Source organism: Candidatus Eremiobacterota bacterium (assembly GCA_031082125.1).
GTDB lineage: Bacteria > Vulcanimicrobiota > CADAWZ01 > CADAWZ01 > Ess09-12 > Ess09-12.
In genome coordinates this window covers 58,845-78,179 of the sequence record JAVHLM010000028.1, presented here as the reverse complement: position 1 = coordinate 78,179, position 19,335 = coordinate 58,845, and the positions used below count along the sequence as shown (strand labels likewise).

The following is a 19,335-nucleotide window of genomic DNA, read 5'->3' as shown; positions in this document are numbered from 1 at the left end:
TTTCACCTCGCTTTTAATGGTGTGCCAATGACGGGAATGCCGGGGCTCTTCAAGTCGGCAAAACTGCCAAGGAGATTCAGCACGTCCCGGTGATCTTTCACCGCGTAACGGGCCTGGGTGCTGCCCATTCCCACCTTTATCGTGTAAGCAGGCTCAGAAAAAGCCCTGAACATGTCCTCATCGGTCTGGTCATCACCAATGGCGAGAATAAAGCCGAACTCCTTTTTCGCGAGGAAGCGCTGCGCGGCTACACCTTTATTTATCCCCGAATTCTTTACTTCAACGATCTTGTTTCCCTGCACAATATGGAGATTCTTGTTTGCCACGTAGCTCACCAGGTCTGCCACGAGCTCTCTCACCCTCAGGAAGCTCAGGTCGGTCTCAGACTTGCGGTAATGAAATACAAGGGAGTGCTCCTTGTTTTCAATGAAGGACCCGGGAAGCCTGTCGCATGACCGCTCAAGCAGCGGGAGCAGGTGAAGCTTCCATTCGCTTTCATGGTGCACAAGCGCCTCCCACTCCAGGCCTTTTTCTCTTGTCCAGACGCCATGCTCGGCAATGAGGTTTACCGGCAGGGTGTCAAACCACTGCGACAGGATCCTTCTGTCGCGGCCGCTGATAATCGTCACTTCCGTGCCGGGCAGGGAGGAGAGCCGCAGCAGGAGCTCAAGAACCTCCGGTGTCGGCACCGCCTGGAGAGGATGATCGGAAAAGGGGATGAGAGTGCCGTCATAATCAAGAAAGAGTATTTTCTTCCCTGCTTTCCTGAAATCTTCGACAATCTGCTTCCGAAGGGAAGGAGTCACCATGTGGCATATTGACTTTTTCTGCTCTTCCTTGAGGGAAAAAAGAGAATCCAGGAAATCCTCGGCCCATGCGACTATGTTGTACCTCATAATCCTTGACTGCATGGCGAGGATTCTTTTCTTCTGATCGTCCTCGCTCATCTCCAGCGCTTCCTTCAATGCCCCGCACATGTCTTCCGTGTTATTGGGATTTATCAGGATCGCCTCGCCCAGCTCCTGCGCCGCTCCCGCCATTTCGCTCAGGACAAGCACGCCCCTGCCGTCAATACGGGAAGCCACGTATTCTTTCGCGATGAGATTCATGCCGTCCCTCAGGGGGGTGATAAGCGCAATGTCGCTCAGGGAATACAGAGCGGCTATCTCTTTAAAAGAGAGCGACTTGTAAAGATAGAGCACCGGTGTCCACTCCATGCTGCCGTATGTGCCGTTTATCTTTCCCACAAGCTCGTCTATCTGGCGCTTCATGGCCTGGTAGTGCTCTACTTTTATCCTCGAAGGCACTACCACCAAGATGAGCACCACTTTCCCCCGCCACTCGGGAGAACAGGAAAGGAAGTGCTCATAGCCTTTGAGCCTGTTGCTGATACCTTTTGAGTAGTCCAGTCGGTCCATCGACAATATGGCCCTGTGGCCAAGGAGGATGGAGCGGTATTTTTCTATCTCGTCTTCCACCTCGGGGGACCGGGCGGCCTCATTGAAGCGGCGGTAATCTATGCTTATGGGGAACGCATCGGCCTGGACCATCCTCTCGCCGTCGTAAAGCTTTCCCATGCTGTGATCTATCCCGAGGATATTGCGGACGCACTCGAGGAAGTACCGCGTGTAGCTGTAAGTGTGGAATCCAATGAGGTCCGCGCCGAGCAGTCCCTGGAGAATCTCCCTGCGCCATTTCATAGGCAGAAGCCGGAACACTTCAAAGGTGGGGAAGGGGATATGGAGAAAAAAGCCGACCTTGACTGCGGGTATTTTCCTGCGAAGCATGGCGGGAAGGAGCAGGAGGTGATAGTCATGGATCCACAGGGTATCGTCAGGCTCTATCACCTCAAGTATTGTTTCCATGAATTTCCTGTTGGCCTCTTTATAATGATTCCAGAGCGACTCATCGTAGATGGTGTACACAGGGAAATAGTGGAAAAGAGGCCAGATTGTCTTGTTGCAGAACCCTGAGTAAAATTTCTCGACTTCACCGGCAGAGAGAAATACGGGGTGTGATCTGAACTTTGAGGCAAGCTCAGCCTTGATATGATCCTGTTTTTTTTTCCCGACAGACACGCCGGGCCACCCAACCCAGAGATATTCGTCGAACATGTGGGAAGAGGTGCCGATGGCGTCAAGGAATCCCTTCAGTCCGGTGGCAAGGCCTCCGGCACTCTCGCTGAAGGTGAACTTCCCGCTTTTTTCATCATTCACGGTTACGGACAGGCGGTTGGAAACAACGAGAAGACGCATGGTATCCCCCTGAAAGAATTTATTTCAGCGCGCCATCAGCTCCTGCCAGAAAAGAAAACACCATCATCCATGGTAAAACAGATGATGGCGACCCAGCGCATCACAGATCTCCGGGAATGCTCCCCGGACCCGTCAGTTATTAAGTTTTACCAAGGGGAAAGGATGCTTCGATTCCCTGGTATCGTGAGAAATAAATCTGTGATTACATTTTAACTTACCGGGCTGGATCTGTCAATCAAGGTCAACTGCCCGTCCATACAAGTGAGGTGCCAGGCGCTGGATGCCAGAAAGGTTTTTCATACGATTTTATAGAAGGCCTTCTCTTGTCGCTGATCTGCTCCAACAATCCTGGCAATGGAAGTAAAATTATGAAAGTTGTTTCCCGCAGCCTCCTGTCATGCGCCGCGCTTGCGCTCATTTTTCTGATTCACCTTGCGCTTCCGGCCTTCGCCCAGAGGGATGCCGGCGAATTCAAGGGCATCTACGGCGAGGTGTTCAACAGGGAATACAGGGACACGCCTGAGGGAAGGCAGAAGCTGGTAAATGACATAAAAGTGATAACCCTTGAACGGGGGCTCCTAAAATATTTCCCGGAGTTTGGAATAAGCGTCTCCACCCTGCAGGAGTTTACGGCCATCTCTGAGCGATACCCGGCCTTTGAGGCAATAAGCGGTAAAGTGGATAAATTCGGGATACTCATGTCCGGCACGGGGCTGTTGTTTGACCTCGCCTCAGGCACGCGGAAAGACATCGTGGTCGTGAAAAGCTCTCTGCTGGTCATGGCCAATCTCCTCGGGAGAGCGGGAATGGGGGGAATAGGGGTTGCCCTCACGGCCGGGCAGCTTTTCATGGAACGGGCCGGCAATGCGATGTATGACGCCTATGAGCAGCGCTGGTATCAATTTTACCGCCATTATTACACCGAGGGGGAGAGAAGGCTGAAGTACACGGAGTGGGCTGACAGGCTTGAACAGAACACTTATAGAGCTTACATGAACCAGTTCTGGGATCAGGAGAACCTCATGGGCTTGTTCAGGGATTATCACGGCAAGGATACCAAGGGATTCGTCGGTGACGCGCTGGCCTTCTCCGACAAGAGCTACCGGGAAAAATTCATGGCGCGCTTTTTCGCCGAAGAGCTTAAAGACTCGGTTTCCAATATATACAGAGTGAGAACAGAGAAAAGGGCCCAGAGAGAGCTGGATGAAATAAGGGCGGAGCTCGAGCGCCTCTCAAGGATCGGCACGCTGAGGGTGAGCGTGGCGGAGTCTGAAACCGGCACGCCTGTCGCGGGAGCCTCTGTCAAAGCAGTGCTCGGGGACCCCGGAAAGGGAGCCCCTGCCGTAGAGCGGAGCGCCGTCACTGACAGCAAAGGAACGGCAGATCTTCAGATCCCCCTGGTCTCGTATCTGACCCTCCACGTGGCCCACAAAGACTACAAATCCTATGAGACCAGCCTGGGCAGGTTTGAAGTCTCCCTGGACAGCAGGGGCAGGCCTGTCGTCATGACAGGAAGCGCCTTCCTGAGCAGGGACAAAGTCCCCCTTGACATTCAGGTGAAAAATTCCAAGGACGGCTCTGCGCTGAAGGGCGCAGCCATCGAGGCAAAGGCCGGCGGCTCCTCCGTGAGTGCGGTGACATCAGGCAACGGGCGGGCTTCCCTGAAGGTGCTTCCCGGGAATGTGGAGATCACCGTATCGATGGCCGATTACAAGTCCCAGAGCTTATCCATCACTGTGCCGGCGGCGGGAGCGAGCAGGACAGTCGATCTTGATCCCGGCCTTTACGGGGGCAGGCTCACGGTGACCGTGAGGCACAAGATGACGAAAGCGCCTCTTGACGGCGTCACCGTGACGGCAGCGGCCGGGGGAGAGACAGCATCCGACGTCACCAGGGGCGGCAAGGCCGAGCTCTCCTTCAGGGAAGTCGGCAGGGGAAATGCTGCCGGCATCACTGCCGCCAAAGAGGGCTTCAGGACACTCACCGCGTCAAAAACATTCGAAGGGGCGAAAACGGCCTCGCTGCTCAGCGCCTCTGCCATGCTTGAAATGGAGCCGGACCAGGCAATGCTCGAAGTCTTTGTGAAAGACAAGGACACCGACGCCCCCCTTGCCGGGGTCAATGTCGCCGTGGCGGGAGTTGCCGAGCATGCCCTGACAGGAGAAGATGGCAAGGCACGCATGGCGGTGCCTGGTAAAGAAAAGGTTTCCGTTACCGTCTCAAAAGATGGTTATGCAGGCAGAACCGGGGAGCGTGAAGTCAAGGACGGGGTGGCAAAGGCGGCGATATATCTTCAGAAGAGCGGAGCCACTCTGAGCGTAATGGTGGGAGATAAATCAAGCAAGCGGCCCCTCGGCGGGGTGAAGGTAAAGGCTTCTGTCAATGGAGCTGAAACAACGGTAACAACCTCTACCGATGGAACTGCCGTTCTGCAGATTCCTGCAGGTAAATCGGTTACTATTGCTCTTTCAAAACAGGGCTACGAAGATGTACAAGTAACAAAGCCCATTATTGAAGGGAAAGCCTCTGCGAGCGGCACTCTCGTACCGGTCGCGCAGTTGGCGATAACCATAAGGAACAAGGATACTCAGAAACCGGTGCGCGGAGCCCTGGTGAAAGCAGGCACGGCATCGGGCACGACCAATGCAGGCGGCGTGTGCGTGCTCAAGGTGCCCCCTGGAACCGAGGTGGAGATGAATGCCTCGGCAGAAGGGTACCTGCCGCGCCAGGCGACGGGGAAAACCCCCGCAGCAGGCGAATCCAGAACGATAGGGTGGTTTCTCGCGCCTGTTGCAAAACAAGCCGGCCCGGCGGTGAAACCGGCTTCGCCGGCCGGGAAAGATCCTCAACACGGCTATGACGGTTCTTATAGCCCGTCACTCTATGATGCTTCGGGTTCTGCCACTGGAACAATTAGTTTTACCATTATCAAGAGTAATGTACAGGGAAGTTTTAGTTATACGAACGAATGGGTTAAAGGCAAAAAAATAGCGTTCGCAGGCACATTTGGACATGATATTAGAAGAGCACAATGTTTTAAAAGGTCCAAATGTATTGCCATTTCTGTCCCTGTCACCAGCGGGCACTATGGTGATAAACCTTTTGGGAAAGAGACTTATGTGATTATACGATTTGAAGCGGATGGCAGGATGGATGGTGATCTCCCAGGTGGGGCTCATTTCAAGAACTACTGATATGTAATTCTCTCATGGAGGCCCGGTAAGAATAACGGTGCCATCCGGCAGTCCTGCTGCACCAGGGCCTCTGTGCGGCGCACCTGTGAAATAAAGGAGGAAACTATGAAAAACCGTGTTATCCTGGCGGGCGCGCTTGTGATCCTTGTGCTGGCGGCGGTGGCCGCCGCCTCATATGCCGGCGAGTTTCAGAGCCCGCGCCATGGAATCAGTGTCAGCTGGCCGGACACCCTGAAGAGGAGCCCTGCAGACGAGAAAGGAGCCACGCTGGTGTACCTTGAGTCGCCGGGGCAGAAATCGGCGGTCCTGGTCTTCAGAATTGACGTGATTGGTAAAATGTCAGAGGAAGTGGTGTTTTCACAGGAGCTCCATGACAGGATACTCAGCTCGTTGCAGCCTTTCGGGCCTGAGAGGTTCATCATCGATAAGAGAACTGAGGTGGGCGGCCTGCCTGCCCGGAGGCTCCAGTACAAAGGCACCACGGCGGGGAAAAATTTCTGGGGGGAGTCGATTATCGTGGCGGGAAGCGGCACTGCTTTCATGATCCAGTGCTTCGGGGATTTTGACCGGAAGAGCGAGTTCGTGGACGCCCTTCAGCAGATACTTGCCAACGTGAGCATCGCCGGGGCCGCGCCGGGAAAGCCGTCGCCTGTGGAGACGTCACCGGTGAAGCCGCTGACGGGAAAGCCATCACCGACTCCCGGCGGGTTTGGAGATGATTTCTGAAGAGGATTCTGCTGGCAGCTGTTACTGCAGAGGGCCGTCACCGCTTTTCGTGCCTCTGCGAAAAGACTCTCTCCCGGAGCGCAGGTGTCGGCTTGTGAAAAGGCTTGTACCCAGATTATACCCCCCCTGCATTGCCTTTCCAGCATTCCATACTAACACCCATTGCATGATCCATGCATCAGGAATTAAGAATTCAGCCGGAGCGATTCAGCCTTTGATATACTCATCCCATTTGTTGATCATTTTGTCCTGTGTCTTTGCCCTGTGAAGCGTTACCTCCTGCTGGATCTTGTAGATCTCGGTCTGGAGGTCCTGGTTGAGCTTCCAGCTTTCCCATGTGCTTTTTGTTTTCAGCGCTGCCATCTGCATAGCCGTTTTCTCCGACAGAAGGCTGTCGGTAAGCTGCATCTGAGCCATCGACATAACGGAAGATTGTGATATCAGGTTCATAGCATGCCTCCTTTCGTGTCATGCATATGATAGCATTTCAGCTTTATCAGAATATTGCTGTCTTGTGAAATAGCTGCGTTTTATGTTAAATTTTCAGAAACCATGCGGGTGGGGCAGGAAGGGAGAGAGGGATGCACGAGCCAGCCGAATATCCGGAAGGCCATCATGCAGATCACTGTGAATAAGTGACGTGGCGGCTTCTTGAGCCCCCGCTGTCCCTGAAGCTCTGGAGCGCCGACTCAGCCCTCAGGGTGTCCAGGCTGTTCTCTCTTATATAACGCTCAAAGGTCTTCACATGGTCGATGCTCACCGTTTTCTGGAACTCCTCGGCACTGTCAAAGGTGCGCTGTGAGTTCCTCAGGCCCGCCCACATGGAGCGCATGATGCCCTGGAGATGGCTGTCGATATTCGCAGTGAACTGCTCCCTGGTCATGGAGGATGATATATGGCCGCGGCGCCACTCAGGGTCGTCGTAGAGGGCCAGAAGCTCTTTCCTCATTACCGCGAGCACGCAGTTGAAGGCATCGCGGTCAAGGGTGCCGTCGCTCCTGATAATGCCGTCACGTGAAAGCTCCGCGAGCTGGCTCTCGCTGAAATATGCGCCGGAGCGGCTCTCGTAAAGCATCTGCCGCGCATGCCACAGGCTCCCCGCGAGGGTCGTGGCATCCCTGCTATGGGCTTCTATGCCGAGCTCCGCGAAGACATTCACCACAGACCCGTACTGGAGGCGCACCCGGGCTTCAAAGGAGACTTCCCGCGCCGACCGGGCGTTCTGGAATGTCCACCTGTTATGGCCCGGGTCGCTGGTGAAGATGCTTTCCACCAGGTTGAAGAGCACCTCGAAGGCTTGCATCTTTTTGTCAAGCATGAGGTGCACCGGCGAGGCAAGTGTCACTTCAACGCGACCCTGTGCAGAGAGGCTGGCGCGGAAGTCGGCGTGGGTGAAGCCCTGGAGCAGGCGCTGCCTGGCGGCATCGTCCAGCTGCTGGGGCGTCATGCGGTCCGCGCCTGGAATCCTTTTGAGCAGTTCGGGCCTCATCTGCTTTACCGACTCAAGCAGGTTGTTGACAAATTCCATCGGAGTGTCCAGCAGGTGCTCGCTCCTGCCGCCTCCTATTCCCGCGCCTGCGCCGAAGCCGAAGGTGAGCGTGGTGCCGTTGGCCACCTGGTTTCTTGCGCCGTTCTGATCCTCCGCGGTGACGCTCAATTCCACATCAGCGCCTCGGATTCTTATCCTTGCCGAGTCTGTCTCGTGCATTGAGCTGATGGTGGTCTGCTGGGACTGCCCCTGGGGGAGCCACGGGACCTGGTAGCGCACCTCGGCAGTCTCCTCCCGGGCGCGCCTGCTCACCGCCACGGGACCTGCGTGCCCCTCAAGCTCGGTATAGGAGCCGGTCCTGTTGACCGCTACAGGGGGATCATAGCGGGGATTCTCCTCTGAGATACCAATCTGGTGCATGATCGACTGGATAAATTTTGCCGCCTCGTCTTCATTCGCAAATGAATAGGATATCATGGTGTAGCGCCCCGCGCCTCCTGAGCCGCCTGCCCGGAGGGTATCGCTCTGCACTCCTGCTCCCACCCCGATGCGGGCACTGAAGGAGACGACGACCTGGCCCTCTTCAGTCATGCTGAGGTAAAAGCCGGCCTTCCCGTCAACAAAGGCCTCCGCCCTGCCGAAGAAGGGGATGTCGACGGCCACGCCCACGCGGGCATTGATCCCGACGAAGAAGGAATCTGTCGGAGAATCAACAGCGAGCCTTATCAGCCCCCTTATCGCCCTGAAATCCATCCCTCCCCTGAACTGGAGCTGTTCCTGGAGGCGGCGGTCTCTCTCCTCTTCGGTGATCTGCCCGAGCCTCTGCCGGGCCTGGAGCTTTTTCGCTTCAAGCCGCTGGCGCGCTGACTCCAGCTCCCCCGTGTATCTGCGGTAGCGGGGGTCTGCCTCCATGGACTCAGGGATGCGCCCCCTGTCCTGCCTTATCTGCTGCAGAAGGCCTTCTATTTCTGCGAGGGCGGAGGTCACCTGGGGCTTCTGCATCCACGAGAAATTATAGTATTTCCCCGTTATCGCATCGGCAAGGGCAATGGTCCCCTCGAGATTTGCGAAATCCTGAATCTCCCGCTCTCCTGAGGGGAGTGAGCTGCTGCCCCTTCTGAGTTCTCTGAGGGATTGGATAAGGTGGTCCCTGCTGTCGGAGCGGCCTGCCGCAAGCTCAAGCCTGATCCTGTTGACCTGCGCGAGCCGGCCTGAAGAGGTGTTTGAAGGGACAAGAGTGGCGGTGCCGGCGGCCTGCTCAAGGATGGTGCGGGCCGCCGAACGGGCATCGAGGTCTCTCCCGGAGCGCTCAGTCAGGGTGTCAATCACCGAGCGGCTCCCGTCGGGATTGAGCATAAGCTCATGAGAGCGGCCCTGTGCAACAAGAAACTGCGCCATTCGCTCGCCCATGGGGCTCCCCGATGAAGCGCGGAGCACCGACCCCTGGAAAAGGGGCGAGCTTTCCCCTTCCCGGGAATAATCCCTGAGCTTCCTGAGGCAGAGGTCGCCAATTCCTTCAAGAAGCTTTTCAGGCGTACCGGCATTCCTTACCACGGCCTTCAGGTTCTCCGCGGGCAGATCGCGTGACGCCTCAAAAACAAACTGGAGCGTGGCAGGATCGATGCCTCTCCCTGCACCCGCAAGGCCGAGCAATCTGCCCAGGGTTTCGCCATTGTCTATCTCCCGTACCTTTGAGGCGCTCATCAGAAGCCCGTCAAACTGCCCGGCATCCCTCTGGCGGCTCTCGGGGGTGATGACCCTTGGATAAGGCCCTCCCCGTGCATCAAGGTAATGAGTAAGGGAATCAAAGCGGTCACCAAGCGCGGCTGCCGCTTCGACTCTTCCTGTGAGCCCGGGGAGCCCCGCTCTTTCCCTCTCATAGGCGCGGGTCTTTTCCTCAATCTTCCGCTGCAGCGCATCGGTATTCTGCCCGAGCCTGTCAAGACGCTCCCGCTCAATTACAAGGCCCCGCATCTCCTGGTAATACCTGTTCGCCAGCTCCACGCCGCGCCGTGAGAGTTCGTCGGAGCCGGCAGGGAATCCCAGCGGCGCTTCTTTCCATGATGACGGCTCGTCGCCAAGGTGCTCAAAAAGAGCTTTCCTCCGTGCTTCAGGCAGCCTCCCCGAGGAGATTACGAAATCTCTCATATATGAGCCATTGCGGCCGTATGGTGTCCAGAGATGTGATCCCCCGAGGCTCCGGGGAAGGTAGTCGCGGCCGGCGGGAAGGCCCGCCGAGGCTGCGGCGATGGTGCTGAAAAAATCCCTTATCTCTCTCGCGTCTTCATGGCGTCCCCCGCGCAGCGCCTTTTCATAGAAGAAGCCAAGCCTCTCCAGGCCGCCGTCGAGGCGCGCGAGGCCCCTCTCGTCTCCACTCATATCCTTTGCCTGTGAAAGCACCGCTTCCCTGTTCCTCGCAATCAGAGCGTTGAGAGCCCTTTTCTGGCCGGGATCTGTTTCATCCACGCGAAGGCGGTATGCCGCGAGGAGCGCCTCAGGCCCGGCATCGAAGCGCCCGATGAGCTCTGTGAGATTTCTTCTGGAGGGGGGCGGTATGGTGCGCCCTTCAATCCCCGTGTCCCTCACGTCCACACGGTCGCCAATCATGGTGAATATCCTCCGGGCTGCCTCCCGGGCGACGCCGCTTTCGCGGTGCCGCGAGAGCATATCGAGAGTTTTCTGCGCCTCCTCGAGCCCCACTGTTCTCTGCTCCCCGTAAAACTGTGAGCCGTCCCGTTCAGAGACCATGTTCACGACAGTCTCCGCGACCTTGCCCTCAGGATCGGGAGCCTCCAGCAGCGGCTCGATGAACCTTTCTGCGTCGCGGAAGCCGCTCGCACGGTAAGCATCCATGAAATAAGGGGCAAGGCGCTCCCATGGAACGCCAAGCTCTCTTAAGCGGGAAAGCTCACGGTGATAGTCATCAGCCGATGCTCCCAGGCGGCTCATCCTGTCGAAGGCCTCCTCGATCTCCCGGTCACCTGCCGGGACATTGCCCGGCGCTGAAGAGCCCGTGCCTCCCCGCGCGTCAGGAGGCGGAATGAACCTTCCGTGGACATCCCGGCCGCCTGATGACTCCACAAGGCGGCGGCGGTAATTCTGGTGAAGGTGGGGGTAGCACTGGCGGAGCGCCTGCAGCAGCTCTGTCCTTGCCGGTTCAGACGCATTGCTGAGCGCTTCTCCCAGTTCCCCCATCCCCGTGGTATCGAAGAAACGGTCATCACGGGGCTTCCCTTCGGCATCTATATGGGAAGTGACCGCCTTCGCGAGCGTTGATGCCCAGGTCCCCGCATCAAAGGAAGGATCAAGCTGCTCCAGCAGAGACTTTGCCATCCCTGCCTGGATAAGCCCGAAGCCCTCCTCATTCATTTTTTTCCTGATGAGCGCGGCTGCCTCTCTGCGCTGATCCTCCTGGAGGGGAAGGGTTATTCTGCCGCCCTGGCTGCCCTCGGTGAGGCGCCAGTAAAGCTTGTGTATATTGTACTCGGGGGTGTCAAGCTCCCTTATAAGCAGTCCCATGCGGGACTGGTCGTTCCTGCCGCGCCAGGTGCGGTAGCGGTCAAGCCCCGCGGCGAGCGCTTCGTCCTCTGAGCTCTCTTCAAGAGCTTCCCCTGCAATCTCTGCTTCCCTGCTTTCAAAGCCGCTTCCCCCCATCCCGGGGCGCGATGAGCGCTCCCTCACAAAGGCGAAGGCACTCTGCAGGGCAGGGCGGTTTTCGCTGCCTACCACTCCTCTACCGGCCCCGTTGGCAAGGCTGTCAAGAAAAACCCTTACGAGGGCGCATTGGTCACCGTCCCCAAGAGTTGTTCTCCCCGTGCCGTCTTCCTCATAGGGCGGGGCTTCCTGCCGGCTGCTCCCTGGCTGCGTGAGTATACCTGTGATATAATTCCTTATGATGCTGAGCTGGCGGGGAGACAGGTCCCTTGCCTCCATTTCGCCTGAGCGGAGAGCCGCGGCAATCTGGCGCAATTCGGCTTCCCCCTCACCGGGGGAATGAACCTGACTGCCGGCCGCGCCAGGCTGGCGTGCCTCTTCGGCCGCATGACGGAGAGCTTCCCGGGCACTGCGGGGTACTATGGAGCGGATTCTCTGGATCCTTGTGAGGGTGCTCTCGTAATAAGAGAGAAGTGATGCGGCTTCATCCTCTGAGAGAGAGGCAAGTGCCCTTTCGCCTGACTCTACCTGGTTTCTGACCATGGAAGGATCACCGGGTGCCCGTGCAGATTCACCGCCGGGGGGCACTTGCAGGCGGGGCGTCGCCCTTGTGCGAAGCTCATCAATTACCGCGAGGGTCCTGTGGTAATATTCAGTGAGTACTGCCGCGTCCTCGGTAGTGACCTGCCGTGCCCCTGCCTGTCCCCCTTCCTCGAGGCGATCAATAATGGCTCTTGCCTGCAGAGATGAAATGGCCCGAGAGGCCTGCACTCCTCCTTGAGATGAACGGATATTCTCCATGCGGCACCCCTCTGTATTTAAAAACACATTATTATGTTGACATAAAATCGTGACAACTATAGTATAGCAAAAAAGCTCTGGTATGTCAAATAAAGGCTTATGATACGGGAGCCGGTTGACCTTATGGTATCTCTTGTCTGATGCCGGCCATCCGTGGAAATTACACGTCAGCATTGTGTGAGATATAGTAATGCTGCAATTTCATATGCTCTGGAGTATAAAAATGCAGAAGCCATAACAGAATAAAGCAATTCCATGATGCCTGCTCTCTGAGAAGGACTTCCCATGGGGTGGCAGAAGTCTTTTGAGAGGTGATCAAGATGGAATGGACAGGAATCGCGCTCTGCACGCTGCTTCTTCTGGGGCTCCTCGCTTTTTCCGGCTGCTCCACGCTTACCGGCAGGGGAGCGCTGCCTTCACAGAAGCCGCCCGTGGCGACAGAGGCGCCCTCGCCGGCAGGGTCTCCGCGGCACACTCCGGCAGAAGCCGGCCCTTCCATGAGCCGCGCAGAGATTGAGAAGCGCCTGAAAAAGCTTGCGGAAGACCCCGCCCCCACGAACCTTGCCCAGGGAGCCATGTGTTACGCCGCTGGGCCGCGCCCCGGCAAGGTTGAGAGCGAATATGTCTGCCCTGTCTGCGGCCATAGGACCTTGTACAGCAATAACTTTTCTGTCGGCGATATTCCCTCCTGCCGGAGGCTCTCAGGCGAGCTCGGGAGCCTTCCCGTGAAGCTCGACGAATCTGAGTTCTGTAAGGCATGCCGCCCCCAGGTGAAAGAGCCCCGCCTGGGCATCATTATCCAGTACCCCGGCGAGGAGCCTGTCCGCGTGTGGACTGTCTACGAGGATGATTTTCTGCTGCTTCAGCAGTTCAGCGAGGGCAAGGACCGCTACAAGGACGGAGGAGACTGGGAGCAGAGCCTCAAGGACAAGGTGCCGCGGCTGAAATATCTCCTTGACATAAAATAACACCGCCTGAATCTCTTTTTCTCTGGAAGTGAAATAGATCAAAGAGTTTACCTCCCTGTAAAACCGGTGAGTTTTCTTAAAGAATCCTGTGAGAATTCTGTGAGTCATGCCTGCTATAATGAGAGTAAGAAAGGGAGATCAGGGAGGGACTGAGAATGGGAACCAGCACAGGGCAGAAGCAACGGCAGAGCCTGCCGTATCTGATAAAAGCTTATGAAAAGGAGGTGATTCAGTGACATCGGGCTGGTGACAGCGCCGTCTCCCGCACAGAACAGGTGCTGTCGCTCACACCCCGTATCAATGGCTGTTTTCCCCGATTTGAGATAAAGAAATGGCTGCCTCTCCGGAAAGGCGGCCCTTTTCTTTTCTCCCTGAAAAGCTCAAAGCCATCCTGATGCTGACGGCACCCCGGCCGGGAGAGGGAAAAGCGTCGTGGGAGAAGAAGATAGCCACCATGGAGAAGCGCGGTGAAGAAGGCATACCACGTGACAGCCCTGACAGCGGGCACTTTCACCTTGTCAAGCAGGCAAGCGAGCTTCTCTCATCATCCCACGACATCACGTCGATCCTGGACCGCCTCATGGACGAGGTGATAGGCGTCATCAGGGCCGAGAGGGGCTTTATCCTCATGCGCGGCGCCGTCGAAGAAAAGTGGCAGTTCATCACGGCGAGGGGCATCGATTCAGGGGAGCTGGAAAGCGAGAACTTCCGCGTGAGCAAAACCATCGTGGAGCATGTGGCCCGCGACGGCAGGGCCATCATGGCAAGCGACGCCCTCAGCGACAGGCGTTTTGAAGGCCGCGGCAGCATCACGCAGTATGGCCTTCGCTCCATCCTCTGCGTTCCCCTCATTATCCATGGGAGAACCCTCGGTGTCATCTATGCCGATCATCTCATCGAGACCTGCGTATTCGGGAAAAAGGAGAAGGAGCTCCTGGAATGCATCGCCCGCCAGGCGGCCATTGCCATAGAAAACGCCAGGCTCTATGAGAAAATGAAGAGCATTTACGAGGAGAGCCTGGAGCAGGCCCGCAGGGAGATCAAGGAGACCCAGGCCCAGCTTTTCCAGGCATCGAAGATGGCGGCCGTCGGGCAGCTCGCGGCAGGCGTGGCCCACGAAATCAACAATCCCCTCGGTGCCATAGAGATCACCGTGTCTTCGCTGAGAAGGCAGTCCTGTACCGGTGACCTTGCAGAACGCCTGGAGACTATCGAGGAAGGTGTGCAGCGCTGCAGGGAGATAGTGGGCAAGCTTCTCGGCTTTGCCCGCCCCGAGGGAGGCGAGGCCTTTGAATTGACGGATATCAATGTTCCTCTGCGGGGAGCTCTCTCCCTCATCGAGGATATGCTGGAAAAAGAGGGTATCACCGTGCAGAAGAACCTCGGCGGTGGGCTCTTTGTGAAGGCCCGCAGGGGCGGGCTCTCACAGGCGTTCCTGAATGTACTGCTCAACGCGAAGGATGCCCTCAGGGAGCTGCAGGGAGACGCGGCAAGGCAGGTCAGGGTAAGGACCTGGAAAGAGGGGCGGCAGGTTCATTGTGAGATAAGTGACAACGGCGCTGGTATGGACGAGAAGACGGCCGAGAGGATATTTGAGCCCTTTTTCACCACGAAGCAGGTGGGTGAGGGGACGGGCCTTGGCCTCGCAGTCGTGTTCCAGATCGTGAAGAGCAACGGCGGCAAGGTGAGTGTCTCATCAAGGGAAGGAAATGGCGCGGCTTTTCATTTTGAGTTTCCGGAAGCGGGGTAGCCTATGGAGGAGCGGATACTGATCATAGATGACGACAGGCTCATGCGTACGAGCCTCAAGAGGGAGCTTGAAGCCCACGGCTTTTCCGTGGCAGTGGCCGATGACGGCAGGATGGCCATAGAGATGGCCGGGAATGAGCGCTTTGACCTCATCATCTGTGACGTGAGGATGCCTGCCATCAACGGAATCGACACCATATCGGCAATCAAGGAGGTTCAGCCCGTCGCCCGCAGCATCATGATCACGGCCTATGCAAGCAATGACGCACCCATATCGGCTCTGAAGCTGAAGGTCGATGACTACCTGATGAAGCCTTTTTCCATAGACGAGCTTCTCAGGAGCATCAGGACAGCCCTTCTGCGGGCGGGGCAGCAGCAGGAGCGCAGGAGCCTCACGCGCTCCAGGAGGAATTTCCTCAAGCTCGTCAGGGGAGTGCTTTTTGAAAGCAGGATTTCCCATCTCATAGGCCATTCAGACCACGTGGCGAGGCTTTCCCTTGCCATGGCCGGCAGGCTCGGCTTTCCCCCCGAGAGGATGCAGAACCTCTACCTGGCTGCCCTTCTCCACAACGTAGGGTATGTTGAGCTTCCTCCCCGCATGCTGGAAAAAGGGGAGTTTGCGGAGCATGACCGGGAGCTTGTCAGAAACCATCCGCAGCTCGCAAGAGAGCTCCTGAGGCCCTTTGAGGAGCTTAAGGAAATCGCTACGGTCATCGCATGCCACCATGAGCGGTGGGACGGAAGCGGATATCCCCGTGGCCTCAGGGAAGAGCAGATTCCCCTGGAGGCAAGAATCATCGCCGTCTGTGAAGCTTTCAGCAGCCTCGTGAGTGAGCGTCCCCACAGGAAGCGGAAGAGTGGAGCCGATGCCCTCAGGATTATCGAAAAGGAGCAGGGGAAAAGCTTCGAGCCCCGCCTTGTGAAGCTCCTTGCTTCCATGACGGAGCTGGAGGTGGGCGGTGAAAGTGATATGCCCATGGCTTTCAATGAAAGGGATGATCACAGGGCACTCACCTTGTTGAATCTTGCCAGGGTTTATGGTGATATGGGCGATTACGCCGTGGCAGAGAGCGCCTATGCTGAGCTTCTGGCCCTCATCGCTCAGGGTGAGTCACAGGAGCTCTCCATAGAGGCTCTCATGGGGAGAGCCTCTATGCTTCAGCGCTCAGGCAGGCACCGCGAAGCTTTGGAGCTTGCCTGTGAGGCCCAGCGCATTGCCAGGGAGCAGTCCCTTGAATTCTTGAGGGCACGGGCGCTTCTTCTTGCTGCTTACAGCAGGATCAGGCTGTCATCTCTTGAAGGCATAGAGGACGATCTCCAGGCCGCCCTTGAGGTATTCCGCATCTGGGAGTCATCTTATCATCAGAGCGAGGCAGAGCTTCTCCTCTGCTCATGTCTCGTGAGTGCCGGCAAGGCGGAAGGACCTGAATACCTCAGCCTTTTAAGGGGCCTCATGGAAACCATGGCGAGAGAGCGTTTTTACGATATCCTCACAAGGCACGAAGAGCTCTCCACCATGGTGATCCGCCATGCGCTCAAAGGCAGTCTCCTTGTAGATGAGATAGGAGCATTGTTCAAAGATTCGCAGGGTGCCCTGATGGCACTGCTGGAGAGTCTCGCCGGCGAAAAGGAGATCACCCTGAAGCTCAAGGTCATATCGATCCTGAAAGACCTCAAGGATGTGAGGGCGAGAGCCCTGCTGGTGAAAGCCCAGGCTGATTCTGACAGGCTTGTCGCCGATAGCGCCTCCAGGGTTCTCTCTTCAATCGGCGCGGCGGAGAGCACAGGAGACATTGTACCGCTCCAGGTCTTCTTTTTCGGAAAATTCAGGGTAATGGCGGGGAGCACCCTCATCGGTGACGAGGCGTGGACAACCCGCAAGGCGAAGAGCCTCTTTGCCTACCTGGCATCCCGCCGCAGTGACGGGGAGCGTGAGGACAGGCTCGTTGACATGTTCTGGTGTGATTTCGGCGAGAGGGGACGCCATGCGCTTCACAACACCATCTCCCTCATACGGAGAATCCTTGCCCCGATGCTTGGCACCGCAGCCAAGAAACTCCTTGTCAACCAGAAAGGGCGGTACATGCTCAACAGAAAGATGCCGGTGTGGACCGACCTGGATGAGTTTGAGAGGCATTTCAGCAGAGGCCGCTATTGTTTTGAGCGCAGAGAGTGGGAAGAAGGGCTCCCGGAGCTTCAGAAAGCCGAAAGGCTCGTCACCGGAGAATTCATGGAGGGGACCTACGACGAGTGGAGCGATGACATCCGCCTGCTGACGAGGAACAGCTATCTGGACCTTCTCTCGGTCCTCGCAAGGTATTTCGCCGGGAAGAACAAGCACGAGGTGAGCATAGAATATTGGAAGAAGATCCTCGCCTTCGACAACTGTTTCGAAGAAGCCTACGGGGGCCTCATGGAAAGCTTCGGAGCCCTGGGAAACAAGAACGAGGCCGTAAAGCTCTTTCACCGGTGCGAGGCGATCCTGAAAAAGGAATTGAACCTGGCGCCTCCCCCCGCCGTCGTGGAAGCTTATCTGAAGCTCTCCAGGTAGCGGTGCCGGAAGGGAACATGCCCTCAATGAATCTGTGCCGCGGATCAAAGTGCTGCTTCACCTCAAGGAGGAAGCTCCTGAATTCCCTCTGATCATGCTATTCCCTTCTGCACCAGCCGCACCTTTCTTTGCTTTCCCCTCAAATGTCTTCAATAAGGGCTTTTATATCTTTTCATCATGCATCTTGACAACCAGGTGTATTACTGCTATAATACACTATAGAAGTATGACACTGATACACCGGGGAGGTCACCATGAAGAAGAGAGTCGTAAGGATCGCCACAGCAACCCTCATTATGTTTGTCCTGAACATGGCATGCACTGTCGTGATGCATACCGCATGGGAGATGAGCCCGGCAGCGGGACCCCACAGCCTCCTGGCCTCCCAGTGCTGCCATATGGCCCACTGCGATGACGGCAAGTGCATAAAATGCGACGGATCGAAGAAGTGCCAGGTGTGCTGGGGCTCGGGGAAGAACAGCTCTGACAATAAATGCTCAATCTGTGACGGCACCGGCAAGTGCTACTATTGCAGCGGCACAGGAAAAAGCTAGCATTGGTGGAAATAATGACGTGCTGAAAGAGAGAGGCCAGGAGAAAGGCAGCGACTCCGGAGCGAAGGAAAGGCTATGAACCTCAAGATTGATCCCTCCTCAGGGCTTCCCATTTACCTGCAGCTCATCGAGCAGATAAAGTATCATATCTCTGTGGGGACCATGAAGGCAGAAGATCAGCTCCCCTCGGTGAGAAAGCTCTCAATGGATCTCAGGATCAATCCCAATACGATAGCAAAAGCCTTCAATATCATGGAAAATGAAGGCATCGTTTACACGAAGCGCGGCGAAGGGACTTTTATCTCCTCAGCGGCAGCGGAATCAAGCAAGGAAGAGAGACTTGGCGTGCTCAGGAACCTTCTCGGGCAGGTGGCAGAAACGGCGAGGACCCTCAAGGTGCCTCCCGCCGAGGTCCACCAGATGCTCGATGAGCACCTGAGCACTGCCGGCTCTCTCCCTGCGGGAAGTGAGGCACCGGGACATGTGTGACTATGCGATAGAGATGAACGGGGTCCATAAAAGCTACGGGAAGCAGAAGGTCCTGAAGGACATGTCGCTCCATGTCCCCCGGGGCAGCATTTATGCCTTCCTGGGCAGAAACGGAGAAGGGAAGTCCACATCAATCAGGCTCATGATGAACCTGCTGTCACCTGAGAGCGGAACTGTCGCCATCCTGGGGAAAGATTCGGTCAAGGAAACCGAATATATAAAAAGCAGAGTGGGTTATGTGCCGGAATCACCGCACATCTATGACTGGATGCCCGTCGATGCTCTTATCGCCTTTACCTCGCGATTCTATCCTGACTGGGATCATGACAGGGCTTCAAGACTCAAGCAGTCGCTGGGAATAGACGGCAGCAAGAAGGTGCAGGAGCTGTCGCTTGGGACAAAAGCCAAGGTGGAGCTCCTGCTTGCTCTGGCCCACAACCCCGAGATCCTGATCCTCGATGACTGCACTTCGGGCCTTGACGCCCTCGTAAGAAGAGAGTTCCAGGAGCATATCGTGTCGCTTGTCGAAGACGGCAGGCATACCATATTCTTTTCTTCCCACATTATCACCGAGCTCGAGAGAGTCGCCGACATGGTGGGCCTCCTCAGGAACGGGAGCCTCGCCTTCGAGATGCCTCTCGACGAGCTCAAGGGAAAGGTGAAAAAGGTCTTCATCTCCCTGGAGGAAGAGGTGAGCGACGAGGCTCTTGCCCCCTTCTCCTCAAGCGTGCTCCGCGTGGCGCGGGAGAAGAATGATCTCACCATCTATACCAGGGACAGTCATGACGGGCTGCTCGCCCTGCTGAAAGGCTTGAAACACAAGGCTCTCGATGTGCAGGACATGGAGCTTGAGGATATTTTTGTGGAATATACGAGAGAGCAGGGCACGGCGGGGCTTGCATAAA

At 56.6% G+C, this 19,335-nt stretch carries 11 protein-coding genes; 8 read left to right on the top strand and 3 right to left on the bottom strand.

What is annotated here, in order from left to right; all coding sequences use genetic code 11:
* Positions 1 to 2: 2 nt before the first annotated feature.
* A complete protein-coding gene (locus RDV48_24620; protein MDQ7826010.1) occupies positions 3 to 2,255 on the bottom strand; it encodes a bifunctional alpha,alpha-trehalose-phosphate synthase (UDP-forming)/trehalose-phosphatase in 2,253 nt (750 codons plus the stop codon).
* A 368-nt stretch (positions 2,256 to 2,623) separates the two neighbouring features.
* Between RDV48_24620 and RDV48_24615 the strand changes: the two genes are divergently transcribed.
* The gene (locus RDV48_24615) at positions 2,624 to 5,449 is read left to right on the top strand and encodes a carboxypeptidase-like regulatory domain-containing protein (protein MDQ7826009.1); all 2,826 of its coding nucleotides are present in this window, start codon (positions 2,624 to 2,626) and stop codon (positions 5,447 to 5,449) included.
* Between the two features lie 105 nt (positions 5,450 to 5,554).
* The gene (locus RDV48_24610; protein ID MDQ7826008.1) at positions 5,555 to 6,175 is read left to right on the top strand and encodes a hypothetical protein; all 621 of its coding nucleotides are present in this window, start codon (positions 5,555 to 5,557) and stop codon (positions 6,173 to 6,175) included.
* A 207-nt stretch (positions 6,176 to 6,382) separates the two neighbouring features.
* On the opposite strand, the gene RDV48_24605 is transcribed toward RDV48_24610, so the two are convergent.
* A complete protein-coding gene (locus RDV48_24605; protein MDQ7826007.1) occupies positions 6,383 to 6,625 on the bottom strand; it encodes a hypothetical protein in 243 nt (80 codons plus the stop codon).
* A gap of 172 nt (positions 6,626 to 6,797) precedes the next feature.
* Complete coding sequence (locus tag RDV48_24600) at positions 6,798 to 12,119, bottom strand: hypothetical protein (GenBank protein ID MDQ7826006.1); 5,322 nt, start codon at positions 12,117 to 12,119, stop codon at positions 6,798 to 6,800.
* A gap of 320 nt (positions 12,120 to 12,439) precedes the next feature.
* Here RDV48_24600 and RDV48_24595 point away from each other — a divergent pair, with 320 nt between their 5' ends.
* From RDV48_24595 to RDV48_24570, 6 genes are all read left to right on the top strand, one after another.
* Complete coding sequence (locus RDV48_24595) at positions 12,440 to 13,087, top strand: hypothetical protein (protein MDQ7826005.1); 648 nt, start codon at positions 12,440 to 12,442, stop codon at positions 13,085 to 13,087.
* Positions 13,088 to 13,418: 331 nt separating this feature from the next.
* A complete protein-coding gene (locus RDV48_24590) occupies positions 13,419 to 14,837 on the top strand; it encodes an ATP-binding protein (GenBank protein ID MDQ7826004.1) in 1,419 nt (472 codons plus the stop codon).
* A 3-nt stretch (positions 14,838 to 14,840) separates the two neighbouring features.
* Positions 14,841 to 17,387, top strand: a complete 2,547-nt coding sequence (locus RDV48_24585) for a response regulator (protein MDQ7826003.1) — start codon at positions 14,841 to 14,843, stop codon at positions 17,385 to 17,387.
* Between the two features lie 254 nt (positions 17,388 to 17,641).
* The gene (locus RDV48_24580) at positions 17,642 to 17,941 is read left to right on the top strand and encodes a hypothetical protein (GenBank protein ID MDQ7826002.1); all 300 of its coding nucleotides are present in this window, start codon (positions 17,642 to 17,644) and stop codon (positions 17,939 to 17,941) included.
* A gap of 75 nt (positions 17,942 to 18,016) precedes the next feature.
* On the top strand, positions 18,017 to 18,430 hold the full coding sequence (locus RDV48_24575; GenBank protein ID MDQ7826001.1) for a GntR family transcriptional regulator: 414 nt from the start codon (positions 18,017 to 18,019) through the stop codon (positions 18,428 to 18,430).
* Positions 18,423 to 19,334, top strand: coding sequence for an ABC transporter ATP-binding protein (locus RDV48_24570; GenBank protein ID MDQ7826000.1), 912 nt, complete (start codon positions 18,423 to 18,425; stop codon positions 19,332 to 19,334). Before RDV48_24575 ends, RDV48_24570 begins: the two co-directional genes overlap by 8 nt.
* Position 19,335 lies beyond the last annotated feature (1 nt).